The following is a 21562-nucleotide window of genomic DNA, read 5'->3' as shown; positions in this document are numbered from 1 at the left end:
GAGGCAAATTGTCTATGCGCCATCTGATTGATCCGCTTGACTTTACCCGCGAGGAAACCGACGCCCTGCTGGATCTGGCCAGCCGCATCCGGGAGGATCCCGCCGCTTACCAGGAGGTGGCCCGCTACAAGAAACTGGCCACCCTGTTCTACGAGCCCTCCACCCGCACCCGCCTGTCCTTTGAGGCGGCCATGCTGAATCTGGGCGGCCATGTGCTGGGCTTCCCCAGTGAAAACGTTTCCAGTGCCACCAAGGGCGAGAGCGTGGCCGACACCATCCGCGTGGTGTCCTGCTACGCCGACATTGCCGCCATGCGCCATCCCAAGGAGGGCGCTCCCCTGCGGGCCAGCCGCTATTCCCGCATCCCGGTGATCAACGCCGGCGACGGCGGCCACCAGCACCCCACCCAGACCCTCACCGACCTGATGACCATCCGCAGCCGCAAGGGCACTCTGAACGGTCTGACCATCGGCCTGTGCGGCGATCTGAAGTTCGGCCGCACCGTCCATTCCCTCATCAAGACCATGGTCCGCTATGAGGGTGTGCGGTTCGTCCTCATCAGCCCCGAGGAACTGCGCGTGCCCGACTACATCATCACCGATGTGCTGGAGGGCAGCGACATTCCCTACGCCGAGACCCGCAGCCTGGAGGAATCCATGCCCGGGCTGGACATCCTCTATATGACCCGCGTCCAGAAGGAGCGGTTCTTCAACGAAGAGGACTATATCCGGTTGAAAAACAGCTATATCCTCACCCGGGACAAGATGGCCCTGGCCAAGCCCGACATGGCCGTGCTGCATCCCCTGCCCCGCGTGAACGAGATCGCCCTGGACGTGGACGATGATCCCCGCGCCGCCTACTTTGAGCAGGTGCAGAACGGCGTCTACGTCCGCATGGCCCTGATTATGACTCTGCTGGGTCTGCCTGACCCCAAAGCGCCGAAGGAGGGCGTCTGATATGCTGAACATTGACGAAATCCAGAACGGCATTGTAATCGATCACATCAAGGCCGGAACCGCCGTGGGCCTGATGGATCTGCTGGGCATCAAGGGCAACCGCTCCGCCAGCGTGGCCCTGATCCAGAACGCCCGGTCCCACAAGTCCCCCACCGGCCGCAAGGACATCATCAAGGTGGAGGGGGATTCCTCCTGGCTGAACCTGGACGTGCTGGCCTATCTGGACCCCAACATCACCGTCACCACCATTCACGACGGCAAGCCGGTCAAGAAGGAGAAGCCCCAGCCGCCCCGCCGTCTGGTGAACATCGTCCGGTGCCGCAACCCCCGGTGCATCTCTTCCATCGAGGAGGAGTGCGACCAGATCTTTGAGCTGAGCGCCAACGGGAAGTATCGCTGCATCTACTGCGAGCAGGAGCTGCAGGTGAACCGCGACTAAGCCCCTCTTTTAAGTCAAAACAATGCCCCCGCTGTCTTTTTCGGGAGAGCAGGGGCTTTTTGGTTTCCTGTTGGTCACACCGTCACACCAGAACGAAGTCCGCGGGCAGGCGGCCGATGACGATGGCCGCCGCCAGCATGGCCACCGTCAGGCCCAGGTACAAAAAGCAGAGGTTCTTTGCACGGCCGTCCTTTTGCTGCCGGGCCGCCTGGTACATCAGCCCAAAGCAGAGGACCGCCAGGCCAAACGCGCAGGCCAGCCCGCCCCACACATAAAAGGCGTACCCCGCCGGGATGAACCGTGCGCTGTTGCCCAGCCACACGGCGGCAAAGCTCCAGAGCAGAAACGCCGGGACCCACATCTTGTGCATTGACAGTCTCCTCCTTTCTATGGTTTTCACCCTTTCCCGCAGATCATCTCCCGGATGGCCTTCATGGCGGTGCTGCGGGGGCGGCTCATATCCTCCACCAGGGAGATGGCCCGCTCGGGCACCGGCTGTTCCAGCGGGACGCAGAACAGCTCCCCCCGGGCAATCTTGGGGGCCACCAGCTTTTCGGGATAAAAGCCGATGCCCAGCCCATGCTCCACCATAGGGAGAATCTGGTCCATGGTGGCCGCCTCCACGTCCACCCGGAAGGGCACCCCGTGGGAGGTGAAGAACCGCTGATAAAAGGCGTATGTACTGGTATCCTGGCCGATGCACACCAGTGGGTACCGGGCCAGCTCGGCCATGGTGCACCGCCGGGAGGCAATCTCGCTGTAGGCGGGGCCGCAGACCGGCACCTCCCGGAACCGCAGCAGCTCGGTCTGCTGGAGGGTGCGGTCGGTGAGCTGGGGCGCCGTGATCACCGCAAAGTCGCTCTCCCCGTTCCGCAGGCGCTCGATGGCCTGGGGGGTGGTCTCGTTGGTGATCCGCAGGTGCACCCCCGGATACTCCACCCGGAAGGCCGACAACTTGTCCAGCAGGATCATATGGAGGGCCGCCTCGCTGGCGCTGATGGACAGGGACCCGCTCTCCAGGCTGCCGTCCTGGCGGATCTCCTCCTCCCCCAGCTGCAGCTCCTCCACCGCCGCCGCCACCCGCCGGTACAGCCGCTGCCCCTCCGGCGTCAGGCTGATGCCCCGATTGGACCGGTGGAACAGTTTGCACCCCAGCTCCTGCTCCAGATTTTTCATGCAGCGGGTGATGTTGGGCTGGTTGTTCTTCAGCACCTCGGCCGCCCGGGTGAAGCTCCTGCACTGGGCCACCACATAGAAAATCCGGTAGTAATCGTAGTTGATCGTCATAGAAAATTTCCCTTATTTTTTATGAATTATGCTCTATTTGTCATACAAAAAATATATTACGAGCATATTAACAAGATATTTTACAATTTTCACTATTAATAGTATAATACGCTCGACCCAAAATTGCAATTTGACAACCGCTTCCTCCGGGGAGGCGGCGGTCGAAGCCCGGCAAATCCCCCTCCGGGGCGGCCGGGCAGGCAGGTTGAATATCGTTGGATGAAAGGAGTCTTTCCAAAACCATGAAACAGAATAAGCGGAGTCTTATCCTGTGGCTCGTGCTGATCGTGGTGCTGGCAGTCGCCTCTGTCCTCACCGGGACCCCCGGCGGAGAGAGCGAGAGCGTCAAGGCAGTGATGCGGGACGCTGTGCTGCACGAGACCGGCCAGGTGAGCCTTTTCGGGATCATGGACGTCAACCCCGGCCTGATCTCGGCCTATGTGGTGACGGCCGCGCTGCTGGTGCTGGCTGTCTGCCTGCGGATCTTCGCAGTGCCCCATTTCACGGAGGTTCCCGGCAAGCTGCAGATGCTGCTGGAACTGTGGGTGGATACCTTCCGCGGGATGGCCGAGAAGAACAGCCCTCACAACAACAAGGTGCTGGGCCCCTACCTCTTCGGTGCGGGCACCTATATCTTTGTCAGCACCCTGTTTGAGCTGCTGGGCGTCCAGGTGGTGACCACTGCGGGCCACTCGCTGGCCCTGCCGGCCCCCCTGTCGGACGTCAACGCCGCCATCGCCATGGGCGTGCTGTCCTACCTGTTCATTATGTCGGGCGGCGTGAGCGCCGTGGGCATCCGCGGCGTGGGCCGCACCCTCAAGGAGTTCTCGCTCCCCATCTCCATGAGCTTCCGACTGTTCGGCGCTCTGCTCAGCGGCCTGCTGGTCACCGAGCTGGTCTACTACTATATCACCCTCAGCTATGTGCTGCCGGTGATCGTGGGCGTCATGTTCACCATGCTCCACTCCCTGATCCAGAGCTACGTGCTGACCATGCTGGTGGCCCTGTATTACGGCGAGGTGTCCGAGCCGGTCCAGCCCAAAGTCAAGAAAAACAAAAAGAACAGCGACGCCCTTGCGGCCTGATCCATCGCTGTCCCCAATTCAGGAGGTTATCACTACTATGAAGACGATGAACATCAAGAAAGTCCTTTCCGTCCTGCTGGTCATGCTGGCTATGGTCGTGACCATGGCTGCCCCCGCTTTCGCCGACGAGCCCGCTTCCAGCGAGCCTGCCACCACCCAGTCCGCTCAGGCTGAGACCGAGGCCGAGGCTGCCGATTCTTCCACCTCCACCACCGCCGCCAAGGCTTTCGCTTCCGCCATCGCCGTGGGCCTGGCTGCTGCCGGCGGCGCTGTCGCCATGGGCGTTCTGGGCGCCAAGTCCTCTGAGGCCATCGCACGCCAGCCCGAGGCCGAGGGCAAGATCCGCACTTCTATGATGCTGACCCTGGTCTTTATCGAGACCGCCATCATCTACGCCCTGCTGGTCGTTATCCTGATTATCTTTGTTCTGTAAGCACGGGAGGTACCACAATGAATCTCCCTCTGAATATCAATCTGCAGCAGATTTTTCTGCACATGCTGAACTTCGTGATCCTGGTGGGCGGTCTGTACTTCATCCTGTACAACCCCATCAAGAAATTCATGGATCAGCGCACCGCCCACTATGCCGAGATGGACAAGGCTGCCGCCGACAAGCTGGCCGCCGCTGAGAAGCTGGAGGCCGAGCATCAGGCTCAGCTGAGCAAGCTGGACGAGGAGCTGCGCCAGCGCCGCGCCGAGAGCCAGAAGATCGCCCAGGATGCCGCCCAGCAGCAGCTGAACCGCGCCCAGGAGCAGGCCGACCAGATCATCGCCGGCGCCCAGAAGGCCGCCGAGAGCATCCGCACCAAGGCCGTGGCCGATTCCCAGAAGGAAATCAAGGAGCTGGCCATGGCTGCCGCTGCCAAGCTGACCCTGCAGTCCAGCAAAGACGCCTTCGACGAATTTTTGAACCTGGCAGAGGAAGGGAAACAGAATGAGCAACATGAAAAAGCCTGAAGCAGCCACCGCCGCTTTTCTGTACAGCCCCGAGGCCCCTACTGAGGAGCAGCGCCAGCGGTTTGAGGATTTTCTGGCCCGCACCTACCCCGACCGCACCGTAACCCTCACCTGGAAAAAGGCCGCCAACCTGAAGGGCGGCTTCCGCCTGGAGGTGGGCTCCGACGTCTACGACTGGAGCCTGAAGGGCCGCATGGAGCAGCTGCGCCGCAAGATCGACGCACTGGATGTCCGCCAGGACAACCTGCTGCCCCTGATGCGCCAGACCGTTGTGGACTGGGCCCCCAGCACCAAGCCCGAGGAGATCGGCACCGTGCTGACGGTGGGCGATGACATCGCCACCATTTCGGGCCTGCAGGACGCCGTCTACGGCGAAGTCCTGGACTTCACCAACGGCATCCGCGGCATGGTCCAGGAGCTGCGCCCCGATGAGCTGTGCTGCGTCCTGTTCGGCGACAGCAGCGGCATCGAGGCCGGCGACCCGGTCCGCCGCACCGGCAAAGTGGCCGGCATGCCGGTGGGCGACGCCTTCCTGGGCCGCGTGGTGGATGCCCTGGGCAACCCCATCGACGGCGGCCAGGAGATTCAGGCCGACGCCTACTATCCCATTGAGCGGCCGGCTCCCGGCATCATCCATCGCCAGCCCGTCAACCAGCCCATGGAGACCGGCCTGCTGGCCATCGACGCCCTGTTCCCCATCGGCCGCGGCCAGCGCGAACTGATCATCGGCGACCGCCAGACCGGCAAGACCGCTGTGGCTCTGGACACCATCCTGAACCAGAAGGGCAAGAACGTGGTCTGCATCTACGTGGCCATCGGCCAGAAGGCCAGTTCGGTGGCCCTGCTGACCGAGAACCTCCGCCGCCGCGGCGCCATGGACTACTGCATCGTGGTCAACGCCTCGGCCAGCGACTCCGCCTCCCTGCAGTACATCGCACCTTACGCCGGCTGCAGCCTGGGCGAGTACTTCATGCACCAGGGCCGGGACGTGCTGATCGTCTACGACGACCTGTCCAAGCACGCCATCGCCTACCGCGCCCTGTCCCTGCTGCTGGAGCGCAGCCCCGGCCGTGAGGCATACCCCGGCGACGTCTTCTACCTCCACAGCCGTCTGCTGGAGCGTTCGGCCCACCTGTCCGACGACATGGGCGGCGGCAGCATGACCGCCCTGCCCATCATCGAGACCCAGGCCGGCGACGTCTCCGCCTATATCCCCACCAACGTCATCTCCATCACCGACGGCCAGCTGTTCCTGGAGAGCAACCTGTTCTTCGCCGGCCAGCGCCCCGCCGTCAACGTGGGCCTGTCGGTGTCCCGTGTGGGCGGCGACGCCCAGACCAAGGCCATGAAAAAGGCCGCCGGCGCCATGCGTCTGGATCTGGCCCAGTACCGCGAGATGGAGGTCTTTACCCAGTTCTCCAGCGACCTGGACGAGACCACCAAGCGCCAGCTGACCTACGGCCAGGGCCTGATGCGGCTGCTGCGCCAGAAGCAGTATCACCCGCTGACCCAGCACGAGCAGGTCATCACCCTGGTGGCCGCTCTGAACCACACCATGGAGTCCATCCCCGCCGAGAAGATCAGCGACGCCCAGCATGAGATGCTGGCCTGGTTCGAGGAGCAGGACGCAGCCCTGTGCCAGCGGATCGACTCCACCGGCCTGCTGTCCGACGACGACCGCCAGCAGATCATCGACCTGGCCCGCACCTTCGTGGCCGGCTATCAGAAGAAGGGGCAGTGACATGGCGAGCACCAAAGAGATCAAAGACCGGATCGAAAGCGTCCGGGAGACCCAGAAGATCACCAACGCCATGTACCTGATCTCCTCCACCAAGCTGCGCCGCGCCCGGGAGGACCTGGCCCACACCCGCCCCTATTTTGAGGCGCTGCGGGGCGAGATCAAGCGGATTTTCCGCACTTCCAGCGACATCCACAGCCGCTATTTCTATCCGCCCCACGAGGACGACATCAAGGGCGGGCCCTACGCCTGCCTGGTCATCACCGCCGACAAGGGTCTGGCCGGCGCCTACAACCAGAACGCCGTCAAGGAAACCATGCGGGTCCTGGCCGACCACCCCGGCACCAAGCTGTTCGTCGTCGGCGAGTACGGGCGGCACTATTTCAACCAGCACCATATCCCCATCGAGCAGAGCTTCCTCTACACGGCGCAGAACCCCACTTTGCAGCGCGCCCGTGAGATCAGCTCCATCCTGCTGGAGGGCTTCAACGCCGGCCAGTGGAAGAAAATCTATATCGTCTACACCGATATGGCCAGCAGCCTGGCCTCGGCCGCCCAGAGCACCCGCCTGCTGCCCTTCCACCGGGCCCACTTTGCCTCCACCGAAGAAGATCACTCCTCCGACAGCTTCGAGTTTATGCCCGATATGGTCACCGTGCTGGACAATATGATCGAGAGCTATATCTCGGGCTTTATCTACAGCGCCCTGATCGACAGCTTCTGCAGCGAGCAGAACGCCCGCATGACCGCCATGGACGCCGCCAACGAGAACGCCCAGCGGCTGCTGGACGAGCTGTCCCTGCAGTACAACCGGGTGCGTCAGGCGGCCATCACCCTTGAGATCACCGAGGTGTCTGCGGGTGCAAAGGCCCAGCGCCGCAAGCGCCAGGCAGCCCATAAAGAACGAAAGGATGTGTGACCCACTTGAATACAGGCAAAATCGTACAGGTCTCGGGCCCTGTCGTGGACGTGACGTTTGAAAATCTGCCCCTGCCCCGCATCCGTGAGGCCCTCACCGTCACGGTGGAGGGCAGCGAGCGGGTGATGGAGGTGTCCCAGCATCTGGACAGCCACACCGTCCGCTGCGTCATGCTGGCCCCCAGCGAGGGCCTAGCCCGTGGCATGGAAGTAAACGCCCCCGGCCACACCATTCAGGTGCCGGTGGGCGAGCGGGTTCTGGGCCGGATGTTCAACGTCCTGGGCCAGCCCATCGACGGCGGCGAGCCGGTGCCCGCCGACACCCCCGTCAAGAGCATCTACCGCAAGCCCCCTCCCTTTGAGGAGCAGAACCCCGCCGTTGAAATCCTGGAGACCGGCATCAAGGTCATCGACCTGCTGGAGCCCTACGCCAAAGGCGGCAAGATCGGCCTGTTCGGCGGCGCCGGCGTCGGCAAGACCGTCCTGATCCAGGAGCTGATCCACAACGTGGCCATGGAGCACGGCGGTTATTCCATCTTCACCGGCGTGGGCGAGCGCAGCCGCGAAGGCAACGACCTGTGGCACGAGATGAACGAGAGCGGCACCGCCGACAAGACCGCCCTGGTCTTTGGCCAGATGAACGAGTCCCCCGGCGTCCGTATGCGTGTCGCCCTGTCGGGCCTGACCATGGCCGAGCACTTCCGTGACGAGGCCCACAAGGACGTGCTGCTGTTCATCGACAACATCTTCCGTTTCGTCCAGGCCGGCAGCGAGGTCTCCACCCTGATGGGCCGCATGCCTTCGGCCGTGGGCTACCAGCCCACCCTGGCCAACGAGATGGGCGAGCTGCAGGAGCGGATCACCTCCACCAAGGAGGGCTCGGTTACCTCGGTCCAGGCCGTCTACGTCCCCGCCGACGACCTGACCGACCCCGCCACCGCCACCACCTTCACCCATCTGGACGCCACCACCGTTCTGAGCCGTAAGATCGTGGAGCAGGGCATCTACCCCGCCGTGGACCCCCTGGAGTCCACCTCCCGCATTCTGGAGCCCGACATCGTGGGCGAGGAGCACTACCGCGTGGCCCGCAAGGTCCAGGAAATCCTCCAGAAGTACCGCGAGCTGCAGGACATCATCGCCATCCTGGGCATGGACGAGCTGAGCGAGGAGGACCAGAAGACGGTCAGCCGCGCCCGCAAGGTCCAGCGTTTCCTGTCCCAGCCCACCCACGTGGCTGAGAAGTTCACCGGCATCCCGGGCGTCTACGTCCCCCTGTCCGAGACCATCAAGGGCTTCGCCGCCATCGTGGACGGCGAGATGGACCAGTACCCCGAGGCCGCCTTCTTCAACGTGGGCCCCATCTCGGACGTGCCCGAAAAGGCCCGCAAGATCGAGGCAGGTGAGCTGTAATGAACACCTTCCACCTGCGCATCCTGGCGGCGGACGACCTGTTCTTTGAGGGTGAGTGCGAAAACCTCATCGTCCCCAGCCCGGACGGCTCCTTCGGCGTCCAGGCGCACCACTCCAACATGATTTCGGCCGTCTTCCCCGGTGAGCTGCACTACCGCCCCTCCGAGGGCCCCGACGCCGGCGTTGAGAAGATCGCCGCCGTTTCCTCCGGCCTGATCAAGGTGGAGAACAACGACGTGCTGGTGCTGGTGGATACCGCCGAGCGCCCCGAGGAGATCGACGCCAACCGCGCCCGCCGGGCCGCCGACGAGGCCAAGGAAGCGCTGCTCCAGAAGCGCAGCATTCAGGAGTACCGCATCGCACAGTACAGCCTGGCCCGCGCCGTCAGCCGTCTGCAGGTCCACAGCGACTTCCAGAACTGGAAAAAGGGCTGATCCCCTGCGCCGGATTCCTTATAAGTACAGAAAAGTCTCCGCCTTCGGGCGGGGGCTTTTTTTGCACCGGGCGTTTCCTCAGATTTATCACACAACAGTCATACTTCTTTCGCAATCTAAACGGCAGAAGGACCGTATTAAAAGTACCAGGGCCAAATTTTGGCATCTGGAAAAGGCAATGATAAGATGAGGTAACAACTATGCGCAAAAAATACATTGTTCCCATGGCATGCCTGGCGCTGGCTGCCACCCTGGCCGGCTGCGCTCCGCTGGCCCCCCTGAACGAATCCTCCCAGATGGTGGAGGAAGAACCCGCCGGCCCCCGGCCGGTGGTGACCATTGAGGACGACACCCTCCGGTTTTTATACAGTGCCAACAGCACCGGCGGCGGCACCCTGCTGCGGGGCGACCAGGTACTGTACAAAGGCGCGCCCTCTGAGGACATCCGCCTTCTGAGCAGCCCCGACACCGGCCATCCGGTGGGCTGGCAGAAGGGCGGCAACGGCCCCGACGGCTGGTACACCGCCGTATACGACGACGAGGGCGAACTGCTCTGGTCGGAGGACGGCGAGTGGCGGGCGGCCCTGTCCGATGACCTGCTGGCCCTGGAGCCGGGCCCCCGCCGGGTGGACGCCGGGCCCAACGGCGAAACCGGCTGCCGTCTGGTGGACCTGACCGACGGCGAAGAAATCCCCCTGCCCGCCAACACCACCAGCTGCATCCCCACCAACGAGGACCAGGTGGTGCTGACCGTCACCTCCGACCCCCAGCGGGCCGACATGGAGAGCTCCTCGGTGCAGGTGATGACCCTGGACGGGGAGGAACTGCTGCGGGTGGACAACGCCTATGCCTTCCAGGCCTACGGCTTCGAGGGCGAGACCGGCTATGTGGGCATTCAGATTTACGACGCATCCGCCGAGGAATGGACCACCAGCTTCTACAACCCCGCCACCCAGGAGTACATCCCCCGGTTCTTCAGTTTCTGCGGGGAGGAGATGCTCTGCTACCAGCAGGCGGACGGCCAGTATGTGGTGCGCACCCTGGACGACCCCGCTCCCCTGGCCTTCTATGACACCCCCTGCTCCTACTGGAGCCCGGACATGGCGCTGGTGTCGGACGGCGACGGCGGCAGCATCCTCTACCTGGCCGACGGTTCGGCCCTGCCCCTGCTCAGCTCTCTGTCCTACGATCTGGACGGGGAGAGCGCCGTTTTCCTGCTGGAGGACGGCAGCCTGCTGATCTGCGGCGAGGACGGCTCCCAGACCATTCTGGTCCCCGAGCTCCACGGCGCGGCACAGGCCTCCATCTACAGCTTTGAGGACGGCTACATCCTGCTGTCCCTGGAGTCGGAGGACTATCAGTCGGTGGCCTATCAGATTTACGACGCATCCGGCCTGCTGTACGACACCTCCACCGACCCCGGCATGACCTATGACCGTCTGCTCTACCTGACCGACGGTCCCAGCGGCCCCCTCTATCAGGCCGCCTACACCGGCCTGGGCAACAGCACCCTTTACAACGTAGTGGACAGCCATGGGAACATCCTTCTCAGCGGCCTGGCCGACGTGGTCTCCCCCACCGTCTACGAACTGCCCGACGGGATTTTCCCGGCGCGGCGGGGTTTTGAGCGGGGCTTTATGGATTACACCGGGGCCTGGGTCTACTCCGAAAGCGTCTTTTCCTCCCTGTCGGACGACGACGGGCACTACTATTGGTAATTTAAGGAGGCATTTTTATGTTTCGTACCGCTTCTATCTCCCGACGCAGCTTTCTGACCGCCCTGGGTCTGGGCACCGCCGCCGCCCTGCTGGCCGGGTGCAGCAGTCCGGCTTCTTCCTCCGCCAGCTCGGAGGATTCCGCATCCAGCGCCGCACCGGCTGAGCCCTTCCTGACCCCGGAGGAGTTCCCCGGGGTGGACGGCTCCACCGCCTGCATCCCCCTGATGGCCCAGATCATGGCCGACACCACCGGCGCCGACCTCACCGAGGCCCAGAGCGCCATCTCGGTCAGCACCACCGCCTACGCCTGGGAGAACATGGGGGTCTACGATTCCGATCTGGCCCAGCTCCTGATTGTCTACGAGGCCCCCGACTACGTCAAGGACGAAATCGCCCAGGCCGGCACCCAGCTGGAACAGAAGGCCATCGGCCGGGACGCCCTGGTCTTTATCGTCAACGAGGACAACCCGGTCCAGAGCCTCACCCAGGACCAGCTGCGGGAGATCTATGCCGGCCACATCACCAACTGGAAGGACGTGGGCGGCGACGACACCCCCATTGTGGCCTTCCAGCGGGGAGAGGACAGCGGCAGCCAGACCCTGTTCCAGAATCTGCTGATCCAGGACGGCGAGCTGATGGAGGCCCCCACCGAGCTGGCCCCTGCCTCCATGGGCGGCCTGGTGGACAGCATCGCCTCCTACAACAACAGCGCCAACGCCATCGGCTTCTCGGTCTACTACTACATCGAGCAGATGTACAGCCAGCCGGGCCTGCGGCTGCTGGCCGTGGAGGACGTGACCCCCTCCAACGACACCATCGCCAGCCAGGAGTACCCCCTGTGCAACGATTTCTATGCGGTGATCCGGGCGTCGGCCGCCGCCGACAGTCCCGAGCGTCAGGTCTATGACTGGCTGTCCACCGAGGACGGCGTCCGCTGCATCGAAAAAGCGGGGTATGTGCCCGCCGTGTAACCCGGACGCGCACAGTCAGTCTTGACAAGCGCCGGGCCTCTGTGTTATTCTTACAAAGCAAGGAATCCCTGTTCGCTGACGGAAAGCGGGAAGCGCTGCTTCCCCTGTGTGGAGTATCACCACATGCGGACCGGGAGTTCGTCAAAGCCGACCGTCTGGGCAGCCTTGCGCGGTATTTGCCGCGCAGCGCTGCCCTTTTTGTTTGTCAGCAAAGGAGAAAACTGCTATGAAGTCTGACATCGAGATCGCTCAGGAAGCCACCCTCCGCCCCATCACCGAGATTGCCGCCCAGCTGGGCCTCCAGCCCGAGGACGTCATCCCCTACGGCCACTACAAGGCCAAGATCAACCATCATCTGGCCGAGAACCCCGCCAAGCAGGGCAAGATGATTCTGGTCACCGCCATCAGCCCCACCCCCGCCGGCGAGGGCAAGACCACCACCAGCGTGGGCCTGGCCGACGCCCTGTGCGCCCTGGGCAAAAAGACCATGCTCTGCCTGCGTGAGCCCTCGCTGGGCCCCGTCTTTGGCGTGAAGGGCGGCGCAGCCGGCGGCGGCTACGCCCAGGTGGTCCCGATGGAGGACATCAACCTCCACTTCACCGGCGACATCCATGCCATCGGCACCGCCAACAACCTGCTGGCCGCCATGATCGACAACAGCATCCAGCAGGGCAACCCCCTCCACATCGATCCCCGCCGCATCACCTGGAAGCGCTGCATGGACATGAACGACCGTCAGCTCCGCTTCATCGTGGACGGCCTGGGCGGCAAGGTCAACGGCACCCCCCGTGAGGACGGCTTTGACATCACGGTGGCCAGCGAGGTGATGGCGGTGTTCTGCCTGGCCTCCAGCCTGGCCGACCTGAAAGAGCGCCTGTCCCGCATTGTCTGCGCCTACACCTACGACGGCCAGCCGGTGACCGCCGGCCAGATCGGTGCCGCCGGGGCCATGGCCGCCCTGCTGAAGGACGCCATCGATCCCAACCTGGTCCAGACTCTGGAGCACAACCCCGCCATCATCCACGGCGGTCCCTTCGCCAACATCGCCCACGGCTGCAACAGCGTCATGGCCACCCGTCTCAGCCTGGCCCTGGCCGACTATGTGGTCACCGAGGCCGGCTTCGGCGCTGACCTGGGCGCCGAGAAGTTCCTGGACATCAAGTGCCGGGCCGCCGGCATCGCCCCCTCGGCCTGCGTCCTGGTGGCCACCGTCCGGGCCCTCAAGAGCCACGGCGGCGTGGCCAAGGCCGACCTGAACAAGTCCAATCCCGACGCCGTCCGGGCTGGTCTGGCCAACCTGGGCCGCCACATCGAGAACATGAAGGACAACTTCGGCCTGCCGGTGGTGGTGGCCGTCAACGCCTTCCCCACCGACACCGAGGAGGAGCAGGCCATCGTGTCCCAGTTCTGCGCCGACCAGGGCGTGCCCTGCGTCCTGAGCGAGGTGTTCGCCAAGGGCGGCGAGGGCGGCAAGGCCCTGGCCGAGGCCGTCCTGTCCATCATGGAGGACCGTCCCATCCAGTACACCTATCCCCTGGAGGCCTCTCTGCGGGAGAAGATCGAGGCTGTGGCCGGCAAGATCTACCGCGCCGACGGCGTGGACTACAGCTCCGCCGCCGCCAAGACCCTGGACGAGCTGACCGCCATGGGCTACGGCAATCTGCCGGTCTGCATCGCCAAGACCCAGTACAGCTTCAGCGACAACGCCGCCCTCAAGGCGGCTCCCACCGGCTTCCGGATGAGCGTCCGTGAGGTCCGTCTGGCCGCCGGCGCCGGCTTTGTGGTGGTCATCTGCGGCAGCATCATGACCATGCCCGGCCTGCCCAAGGTCCCCGCCGCCGTCAACATCGACGTCACCGACGACGGCCGCATCACCGGTCTGTTCTGATTTTTCCTCCTTTCACACCAATATGCCCCGGGGCCTTCCTGCAGCAGGGAAGGCCCCCTTTTTGTGTGCGGCCGGCCGCGGGCCTTCTTGACAGGTTGGGGCGGGGTCTTGTATATTTATGTATAAGCATCCGGCACACAGCTGCTGAACAGAAAGAGGGGCGCAGCCGCCATGCTGCGCCCCGTTTTGTTATGTTTTTAGGAGGGTGATTCACCATGAGCGTTTTCCGCGATGATTTCCTTTGGGGCGGCGCCTGCGCCGCCAACCAGTTTGAGGGCGCATGGGACGTGGACGGCAAGGGCGAAAGCGTGCCTGACCACTGCACCAATGGCAGCCACACCCATCCCAAATGGGTGACCCAGACCATCCATCCCGACCGGCTCTATCCCAGCCATCAGGCCATCGACTTCTACCACCACTACGAGGAGGACATCGCCCTCTTTGCCGAGATGGGGTTCAAGGTGTTCCGCACCTCCATCAACTGGACCCGCATCTTCCCCACCGGCGAGGAAACCCAACCCAACGAGGCGGGGCTGGCCTTCTATGACCGGGTGTTCGACTGCTGCAAGAGCCACGGCATCCAGCCTCTGGTGACCATCAGCCACTACGAGCTGCCCTACGCTCTGGCCCAGAAGTACAACGGCTGGGCCGACCGCCGTCTGGTGGACTTCTACATGAACTACTGCAAGGCCATCTTTGAGCGGTACAAGGACAAGGTCACCTATTGGCTCACCTTCAACGAGATCAACTGCGGCATGATGCCCATGGGCTCGGTGCTGGGCCTGGGCACCATCCAGGGCTTTGAGGGCCCCATGACCCAGGTGCCGGACAAGCCCCAGGAGCGGTTCCAGGCGCTGCACCACCAGTTTATTGCCAGCGCCCTGGCGGTGGACTACGCCCACCAGCACTACCCCCAGTTCAAGATGGGCAACATGGACTGCTTCATCACCACCTATCCCTACACCTGCGACCCCACCGACATTCTGGCCAACCAGCAGGCCATGCGCCAGACCAACTGGTATTGTTCCGACGTCCAGGTGCGGGGCGAATATCCCAGCTACGCCAAGCGGATGTGGGCCGACCAGGGCGTCACCATCCGGATGGAGCCGGGCGACGCTGAAATCCTGAAAAAGGGCACGGTGGACTTCTACACCTTCAGCTACTACATGTCCAACTGCGTCACCACCCACAAGGACGCCGACCACATCGACGGCAACATTGTGGGCGGATTCAAGAATCCGTACCTGAAGGCCAGCGACTGGGGCTGGCAGATCGATCCCAAGGGCCTGCGCTACTCCCTGAACGAGATCTATGACCGCTACCGCATCCCCCTGATGGTGGTGGAGAACGGTCTGGGCGCCTATGACACCCTGGAGGCCGACGGCACCGTCCACGACAGCTACCGCATCGACTACCTGCGCAGCCACATCCAGCAGATGGCTGAGGCCGTCAAGGACGGCGTGGACCTGATGGGCTACACTCCCTGGGGCTGCATCGACCTGGTGTCCGCCTCCACCGGCGAGATGGCCAAGCGCTACGGCTTTATCTACGTCAACAAGTACGACGACGGCACCGGCGACTACAGCCGTCTGCGCAAGGACAGCTTCTACTGGTACAAGAAAGTCATCGCCACCAACGGCGAGGATCTGGACTGATTCCTTCTCTTTGCCACGGCGCCGGCCCCGCCGGGGCTTGGAACGCATACCGGCAGGCCCCGCGGGGGAGACGCCCAACGGCCTCTCCCCCGCATTCCGGGCGCCGCGGCCCTATAAGCCGGTGAAGGCGCTCCCGGCGGCCGCCCTTTCCAGGCGCAGCGGCCGTCGCAGGCCGCCCGCCTGACCTCTTCGCGCTTTTTACATGCCCTCACAGAAAGGGCGCACAAATAACCAAACCCAAAACGCACCGGACGGTTTCGTCTGGTGCGTTTCTTTTTTGCCGGGCGGCTCTGAGGCGAAGGAGCCATTCTTTCTCGCCGTTTGACGGGATGGCGGGCCTGTTTTTTGCGCATCCTACAAAATGCACATCCGGCTTTTGTGGATTGTGCGAAGGGCACCCCCGCCAATCCCTCAAAATTTTTAGGCTTGACAGGGGAAAGATTGTGATGTATAGTATCTGATATCAAGTTTTTCAAAACCTTGTGTAAAGCTAAAGGCAATCCCGACAGCCGGAGGCTGCCGCCCGGAGCGGCACCCTTTGGCCGGATACAGCATACAACAGATTGATGCCCAAGGGACAGGAAAGGATGATCCAACCATGAACATGTCTGCCGCTTCCCGTCAGCCCTACCCGATCCGGCGCCACACCCTGTATATCAAGGACCCTGCCAGCGCCATCTCTCATTTCATCGGGGCCATCGGCTTCGCCTGGGCCAGCATCCCCCTCATCATCAAGGCGGCCCAGTCGGGCCAGCCTCTGGCCCTGCTGTCCATGACCATCTACGCATTCAGCCTGATTGCGCTGTACGCCGCCAGCACCGCCTACCACACCATCCCCGCCGCCCATCCCCGGGAAACCCTGCTGAAAAAGATCGACCACATCATGATCTTTGTCCTCATTGCGGGCAGCTACACCCCGGTGTGCCTGCTGGCGCTGCCCCGGCTGTCCGGCGGCATCCTGCTGGCGGTGATCTGGGGCTGCACCATCCTGGGGGCCTGCTCCATGCTGTTCTTTGTGTTCTGCCCCAAGTGGGTGTCCTCGGTGCTGTATATCGCCATGGGCTGGGCCTGCATCTTTGCGCTGCCTCAGCTGCTGGCCTGCCTGTCCCCCGCCTGTTTCGGCTGGCTGCTGGCCGGCGGGCTGTTCTACACGGTGGGCGGCGTCATCTACGCCCTCAAGCGCCCCGGCTTTGAACAGCGCCACCCCAATTTCGGGATGCACGAGATCTTCCATCTCTTTGTGATGGCCGGCAGCCTGTGCCACTATATCGTCATGTACGTTTTCCTCCTGGGCTGAGGGTTTGACTCAGCCAAAGGCAGGCGTTCCCCCTCTGTTCCCGGGGACGCCTGCCTTTTTTGTTTTGCGGGCCCATCCCCCGCTCCAACACAACTGCTGCTTTTTGAGAATTCCGTGCTATAATGTGTATAATAGGTTTTGCTGTTTACCAGGGTGTGATTTCAATGCTGCCGGCAGCGGCCCGCGTTCCATTTTACGGGCCGGCTGTATTTCTGTTGATGGTATGGTCCCATTGGCCATTTTGATTGCATGAAAGGAGGACGAATCCATATGAAACCGTACCAGGCCCTTCTGGCGTTGATGGGGTATTATCTATTGCAGATCTATGTCGCTTCATCTATCTCATTGGACTATTACATGGTCATCAGCTTGCCCATTGCGTTGATTGCATTTGGATGGCTGCTGCACAAAAAGCAAATGCTGCATATGAGTAGTCGGGACTTGAAGGGTTCTCAGCTCTTCTTTTGTCTGGGAATTGGCCTTGGCCTGGCTCTGTTTTCCAAAATATCGGTTGTTCTTGGTGTTTTGAGCGGAGCGCCAGTCCTTGAAATGCTGCTTCCGGATGGTTTCCTTTGGATTCCAACCGTTGTAGTGCTGGGGCCGGTTGTAGAGGAACTCTTGTACCGGGGAATCCTGTTCGGCTCCTTTTCCCGATCCTTCTCTTACAAAATAGCCATCGTACTCTCAACAGTTCTTTTTTTGCCGGGACACAATCTGATTTCCGGCCTATCGGTGTTTGTCGTTGGCGTCCTGCTGGCCTGGCTCTATTGGCGGACGGACAATCTTGCGGTCACCATGGTGATTCATGGCACCATCAATTTGGGCACTTTCTTGTCTATGCCGATCCTCGCCCTGCTGGCCGTCAACCGAACCCTTGGGATCATGGCAGGCCTGCTGATGGTTTTACTGGGCATCGGGATCACCTGTCTGTCCACCAAAATGTTCCTTCAAAAACACGATGCTTTGCCGGCCTGACATCCGGATGCAGGCTTGCGTCCCGTCCCCGGCCGCATCACAGCGGGGGCCAGCTCTGCTTTTCACCCGCGGGAGCCATCTTGCCCGGTTCACGCCCCACCGGAGACTGACTTAGAACCATAAAAACGGCGCCTGACTTTTTATAGAAGCCAGGCGCTGTTTTTCGCTTTCCCCGTCCCGGCTGCGGGGACGCCGGCTGGCTCCATTCTCTCCCCGGCAGGGCCAGCGCAAATGGCAGCCATACGGCGGCCGGGGGCAGCGCCGCACTGGAACGCCGTCCTCCCCTTGACAGGGCCGGCGCGGCCCCGATATTCGGCCTTCTCGCTGCGCATCGGCGGCCATCCCCAGTTTGTGCGCCCCCCTGATCAACCCCATGGCCCAGGGCGCAGCCGTGGCCCGCTACGGCAAGATCGACGAGGCCACCGAAGACAAAATCAAGGGCCTGTGCGCCAGCAACGAGAACTACGGCAACTTCTTTGCACAGAACTGCTTCATGGGCGCATCCGGCACCCTGCTGATCGTCTCTACCCTTTCGGAACAGGGCTACCCGGTGGACGCCCTGCAGATTGCTCTCTGGTCTCTGCCCATTGCGCTGTGCGCAGTGATTGTGGGCACCGCGTTCAACCTGCTGTTTGACAAGAAGCTGAACGCCCAGTACAAAAAAAGCGGCACGGAGGGCAAGAAATAATGGAGTGGACTTTCAGTACGGTTGTGGCCGAGATCTTTTACTGTGTGATCGGCCTGATCTTTATTCTGACCGGCATCAAGGCGCTGCGTGACAGCGCTCTGGGCTCCCGGTTCTTAACCGCGGGATTCTGGTTTATCCTCGCCTTCACCTTCATCGCCGGCCCCTATCTGCCCAAATACGTCACCGGCGTCTGCGTCATTCTGATGGCCATCCTCACCGCGCTGGGGAAAGTTCGTCCCAGCAAGAGCGACGTCCCCAGCCCCGAAACCACTCGCGCTCATGCGGACCGGATGGGCTACAAGGTCTTTATCCCCGCTCTGGCGCTGGCCCTCACTGCGGTGCTGGTCGCCACCTTCTGGACTAGCCTGGGCGCCAACAACGCCATCGGCGTCTCTGCCCTGGTTGCCCTGTTCATCGCCTTCGCGCTCTTTAAGTGCAAGCCCTCCTACGCTGTATCCGACGGCACCCGCCTGATGGACAACGTGGGCCCTGTGGGCATTCTGCCGCAGGTTCTGGCTGCTCTGGGCTCCCTGTTCACCGCGGCAGGCGTGGGCGATGTCATCGCCTCCGGCGTGGAAAAGGTGATCCCCGACGGCAGCCGCCTGATCGCTGTGGCCGTCTACTGCATCGCCATGGCCCTGTTCACCATCATCATGGGCAACGGCTTCGCAGCCTTCTCGGTGATTACCGTGGGCGTCGGCATCCCCTTCCTGATTATGCAGGGGGCCAACCCGGTGGTTGTGGGCGCCATGGGCCTGACGGCAGGCTATTGCGGCACCCTGCTCACCCCCATGGCCGCCAACTTCAACATCATGCCCGCGGCTCTGCTGGAGACCAAGGACAAGTATTCCATCATCAAGGCCCAGGCTCCTGTGGCTCTGACCATGCTGGCAATCCACATCGTGCTGATGTACCTGCTGGCTTTCTAAGCTCGATCTGTGCGGCCCCTATCCGGGACCGCACAGTATCTTTTCAAGACTGATTTTAAGGAGAAATACTGCTATGAAACTGCTGCTGACAGCATTCGATCCCTTTGGCGGCGACTCCATCAACCCCGCTCTGGAAGCGGTGAAGCTGGTTCACGACCAGGTGGGCGGCGTGGAAGTGGTGAAGCTGGAGGTGCCCACCGTATTCCGGAAATCCATCGACACGGTGGCTGCCGCCATCGAAAAGGAAAAGCCGGATGCCGTCCTCTGCATCGGACAGGCCGGCGGCCGCTACGATCTGACCCCCGAGCGGGTCGCCATCAACATCGACGACGCCCGCATCCAGGACAACGAGGGCAACCAGCCCATTGACCTGCCCATCTTTGAGGACGGCGCCCCCGCCTACTTCACCACCCTGCCCATCAAGGCCATGGTGCAGAACATCCGGAACGCAGGGATTCCCGCCAGCGTGTCCAACACCGCAGGCACCTTCGTCTGCAACCACCTGATGTACGGCGTGCTGTACACCCTGGCCAAGCACTATCCGGGTGTGCGGGGCGGCTTTATGCATGTTCCCTTTGTCCCCAGCCAGGTGGTCAACCGTCCTTCTCCGGCCCCCTGCCTGTCCATGCAGGACATCGCCCGGGGCATCGAGGCCGCCATTGAGGCCATCGAGACCCACCAGACCGATCTGAACACCGCAGAGGGCCGCACCCACTGAGGTGAAAACCAAAAGGCGCAGCGCATTTTCCAGGCTATGGGAAACGCGCTGCGCTTTTTTGTGGGGGCAGATGCGGGGTGTCCGGTCGCTGTGTGGATTTCCCCTGCGGGGTGTGTCCCTCAAAACGATGAGAAAGCGGTTTTCCGCTCTCCGGCTGCGTTTGGCAGGCAGGACCAGTCCTGTTTTCACAGGCCGTTCCCTGCCGCCTGTCAGCCGCCGGTTATGCCGCTGTGCCGCTCCTCGGCCGCCCTGTTGAATGTTAGTTGAACTTTTGCGCATACGCAAAGAAAAACACCCGTCAGCGTTTTGCACGCTAACGGGTGTTTGGTGGTTGCGGGGGCTGGATTTGAACCAACGACCTTCGGGTTATGAGCCCGACGAGCTACCGGACTGCTCCACCCCGCGCTATCTGGCCGGCCTTTCGGCTGACTCCTTTGTGCGCCTCGCGATGTCGTATCGCTCAGTGCTCCATTATAATAGCACAGGACGGGGTGGATGTCAATAGTTTTTTGAAAATTTTTCTTGGGCGGGGTTCAAAAGCCCGGGATGCAGGGTCAGCGGCGGCGGCGCTTGAACAGGACCACGACGGCGACAGCCGCTGCGGCCACCAGGATCACCACCGGCCACAGGCCGGCCAGAGTCACCGCGATGGCGGCCAGGCCGCGGACGAAGTTCTGCCAGCCCTCGGCGAAGGCGGCGCCCATCCGCTCAAAGAAGTTGGAACCGGTGGGGGTGTAGGTCTCCACTTCCCGCAGGCTGACGGTGACGGTGCAGCTGGCGATCTGATCGTCGTACCAGTCCAGCTGGCTCTGCCAGCTCTCCAGCTGATACTGCACCTCCGACAGCTGGGCCTCGATGTCCAGCAGGTCGGACAGGCTCTCGGCGCTGGCCTGCAGTTTCCGCAGGCGGTCCCGCTGGCCTTCCAGGTTGGCGATGCGGCCCGCCACGTCGGTATACTGGGCGGTGACGTCGTCGGCCTGTTCGCTGCGGGTCACCACGCTGCCGGTCTGGCCGGCGGCCTCCAGGAAACTCTCATAGTTTTCCTCCGGCACGCGCAGGGTCATGGACAGGCTGCGGGTGTTGTCGCTGTTGTTGGACTCGCTGCTGTTCTCCATCCAGCCGCCGGCCTCGGCCAGGGCCTGTTCCAGGTCGGCACGGGCGGTGTCGTAGTCCTTGGTCTCCAGGCTGAGATAGGCGGTATAGATGATCTTCTCCCCCGCCACGGCGGTGGTATCACCGGCCGAACCGGCGCTGCGCGACTCCATTCCGTTGTCTGCGGCGGTGTCCAGGCTATAGTTGGCGGCGGCAGGGGCGCTGGCCAGTGCGGTGCTGGATGCAGCCCCGCCGGCGGCGCGCTGCAGGCTCATGGTGGACAGGCCATCCGAGCCCATATTCAGGGTCTGGCTGCCCACAACGGCCACCGCGGCACAGGCGGCAATGCCTGCCGCCCACCGCTGCCAATGGGGGAACCGGACGGCGCGGCCTTTCTTGGGGGCCGC

The 21562-nt window shown here is 62.7% G+C and carries 21 protein-coding genes and 1 tRNA gene; 18 read left to right on the top strand and 4 right to left on the bottom strand.

Translation table 11 applies throughout. The annotated features are described in order from the left end of the window. Positions 1–14 precede the first annotated feature (14 nt). Positions 15–956: an aspartate carbamoyltransferase gene (gene pyrB / locus B5E67_RS02080; protein ID WP_087245203.1), complete on the top strand. Its 942-nt coding sequence runs from the start codon at positions 15–17 to the stop codon at positions 954–956. Between the two features lies 1 nt (position 957). After that, positions 958–1395 (top strand): aspartate carbamoyltransferase regulatory subunit, encoded by a 438-nt coding sequence (locus tag B5E67_RS02075; protein WP_087364625.1) that lies wholly within the window; start codon positions 958–960, stop codon positions 1393–1395. 82 nt (positions 1396–1477) lie between these two features. On the opposite strand, the gene B5E67_RS02070 is transcribed toward B5E67_RS02075, so the two are convergent. Both B5E67_RS02070 and B5E67_RS02065 read right to left on the bottom strand, forming a co-directional pair. Then, positions 1478–1765: a hypothetical protein gene (locus B5E67_RS02070; RefSeq protein ID WP_087382386.1), complete on the bottom strand. Its 288-nt coding sequence runs from the start codon at positions 1763–1765 to the stop codon at positions 1478–1480. A gap of 26 nt (positions 1766–1791) precedes the next feature. Next, complete coding sequence (locus tag B5E67_RS02065) at positions 1792–2682, bottom strand: LysR family transcriptional regulator (RefSeq protein ID WP_087382383.1); 891 nt, start codon at positions 2680–2682, stop codon at positions 1792–1794. Positions 2683–2924: 242 nt separating this feature from the next. Between B5E67_RS02065 and B5E67_RS02060 the strand changes: the two genes are divergently transcribed. The 16 genes from B5E67_RS02060 (at position 2925) to pcp (ending at position 20063) form a co-directional block, all read left to right on the top strand. Beyond that, positions 2925–3767 (top strand): F0F1 ATP synthase subunit A, encoded by an 843-nt coding sequence (locus tag B5E67_RS02060; RefSeq protein ID WP_087382380.1) that lies wholly within the window; start codon positions 2925–2927, stop codon positions 3765–3767. Positions 3768–3804: 37 nt separating this feature from the next. After that, complete coding sequence (locus tag B5E67_RS02055; protein WP_242956718.1) at positions 3805–4200, top strand: ATP synthase F0 subunit C; 396 nt, start codon at positions 3805–3807, stop codon at positions 4198–4200. Between the two features lie 17 nt (positions 4201–4217). Further along, on the top strand, positions 4218–4724 hold the full coding sequence (locus tag B5E67_RS02050; protein ID WP_087364630.1) for an ATP synthase F0 subunit B: 507 nt from the start codon (positions 4218–4220) through the stop codon (positions 4722–4724). Beyond that, a complete protein-coding gene (gene atpA / locus B5E67_RS02045; RefSeq protein ID WP_087382377.1) occupies positions 4702–6465 on the top strand; it encodes a F0F1 ATP synthase subunit alpha in 1764 nt (587 codons plus the stop codon). Before B5E67_RS02050 ends, atpA begins: the two co-directional genes overlap by 23 nt. Position 6466: 1 nt before the next feature. After that, on the top strand, positions 6467–7381 hold the full coding sequence (gene atpG / locus B5E67_RS02040) for an ATP synthase F1 subunit gamma (protein ID WP_087245190.1): 915 nt from the start codon (positions 6467–6469) through the stop codon (positions 7379–7381). Positions 7382–7386: 5 nt separating this feature from the next. Further along, the gene (atpD, locus tag B5E67_RS02035; protein WP_087245188.1) at positions 7387–8790 is read left to right on the top strand and encodes a F0F1 ATP synthase subunit beta; all 1404 of its coding nucleotides are present in this window, start codon (positions 7387–7389) and stop codon (positions 8788–8790) included. After that, a complete protein-coding gene (gene atpC, locus B5E67_RS02030) occupies positions 8790–9224 on the top strand; it encodes an ATP synthase F1 subunit epsilon (RefSeq protein ID WP_087382374.1) in 435 nt (144 codons plus the stop codon). The genes atpD and atpC overlap by 1 nt, the downstream gene beginning before the upstream one ends. 200 nt (positions 9225–9424) lie before the next feature. Further along, positions 9425–10942 (top strand): DUF5046 domain-containing protein, encoded by a 1518-nt coding sequence (locus B5E67_RS02025; RefSeq protein WP_087382371.1) that lies wholly within the window; start codon positions 9425–9427, stop codon positions 10940–10942. 17 nt (positions 10943–10959) lie between these two features. Then, positions 10960–11913, top strand: coding sequence for a substrate-binding domain-containing protein (locus B5E67_RS02020; protein WP_087382368.1), 954 nt, complete (start codon positions 10960–10962; stop codon positions 11911–11913). Positions 11914–12139: 226 nt separating this feature from the next. Continuing rightward, a complete protein-coding gene (locus B5E67_RS02015; RefSeq protein WP_087382365.1) occupies positions 12140–13801 on the top strand; it encodes a formate--tetrahydrofolate ligase in 1662 nt (553 codons plus the stop codon). 215 nt (positions 13802–14016) lie between these two features. Continuing rightward, positions 14017–15456: a family 1 glycosylhydrolase gene (locus B5E67_RS02010; protein ID WP_087382362.1), complete on the top strand. Its 1440-nt coding sequence runs from the start codon at positions 14017–14019 to the stop codon at positions 15454–15456. A 598-nt stretch (positions 15457–16054) separates the two neighbouring features. Beyond that, positions 16055–16753 (top strand): hemolysin III family protein, encoded by a 699-nt coding sequence (locus B5E67_RS02005; protein ID WP_242956716.1) that lies wholly within the window; start codon positions 16055–16057, stop codon positions 16751–16753. Between the two features lie 270 nt (positions 16754–17023). Then, positions 17024–17728, top strand: coding sequence for a type II CAAX endopeptidase family protein (locus B5E67_RS02000; protein WP_158098839.1), 705 nt, complete (start codon positions 17024–17026; stop codon positions 17726–17728). A gap of 349 nt (positions 17729–18077) precedes the next feature. Next, positions 18078–18416 (top strand): DUF969 family protein, encoded by a 339-nt coding sequence (locus B5E67_RS01995; protein WP_242956715.1) that lies wholly within the window; start codon positions 18078–18080, stop codon positions 18414–18416. Continuing rightward, positions 18416–19345 (top strand): DUF979 domain-containing protein, encoded by a 930-nt coding sequence (locus B5E67_RS01990; protein WP_087382355.1) that lies wholly within the window; start codon positions 18416–18418, stop codon positions 19343–19345. Before B5E67_RS01995 ends, B5E67_RS01990 begins: the two co-directional genes overlap by 1 nt. Before the next feature lie 73 nt (positions 19346–19418). Next, positions 19419–20063: a pyroglutamyl-peptidase I gene (gene pcp / locus B5E67_RS01985; protein ID WP_087245174.1), complete on the top strand. Its 645-nt coding sequence runs from the start codon at positions 19419–19421 to the stop codon at positions 20061–20063. Positions 20064–20391: 328 nt separating this feature from the next. On the opposite strand, the gene B5E67_RS01980 is transcribed toward pcp, so the two are convergent. Next, positions 20392–20468, bottom strand: a tRNA-Met gene (locus tag B5E67_RS01980). Positions 20469–20617: 149 nt separating this feature from the next. Continuing rightward, on the bottom strand, positions 20618–21562 hold a 945-nt coding region (locus B5E67_RS01975; RefSeq protein WP_087382352.1), incomplete at its 5' end, for a DUF4349 domain-containing protein.

Origin of the sequence: Faecalibacterium sp. An122 (assembly GCF_002160895.1) — a bacterium.
Classification (GTDB): Bacteria; Bacillota; Clostridia; order Oscillospirales; family Ruminococcaceae; genus Faecalibacterium.
This window is presented reverse-complemented; position numbering and strand designations above follow the sequence as displayed.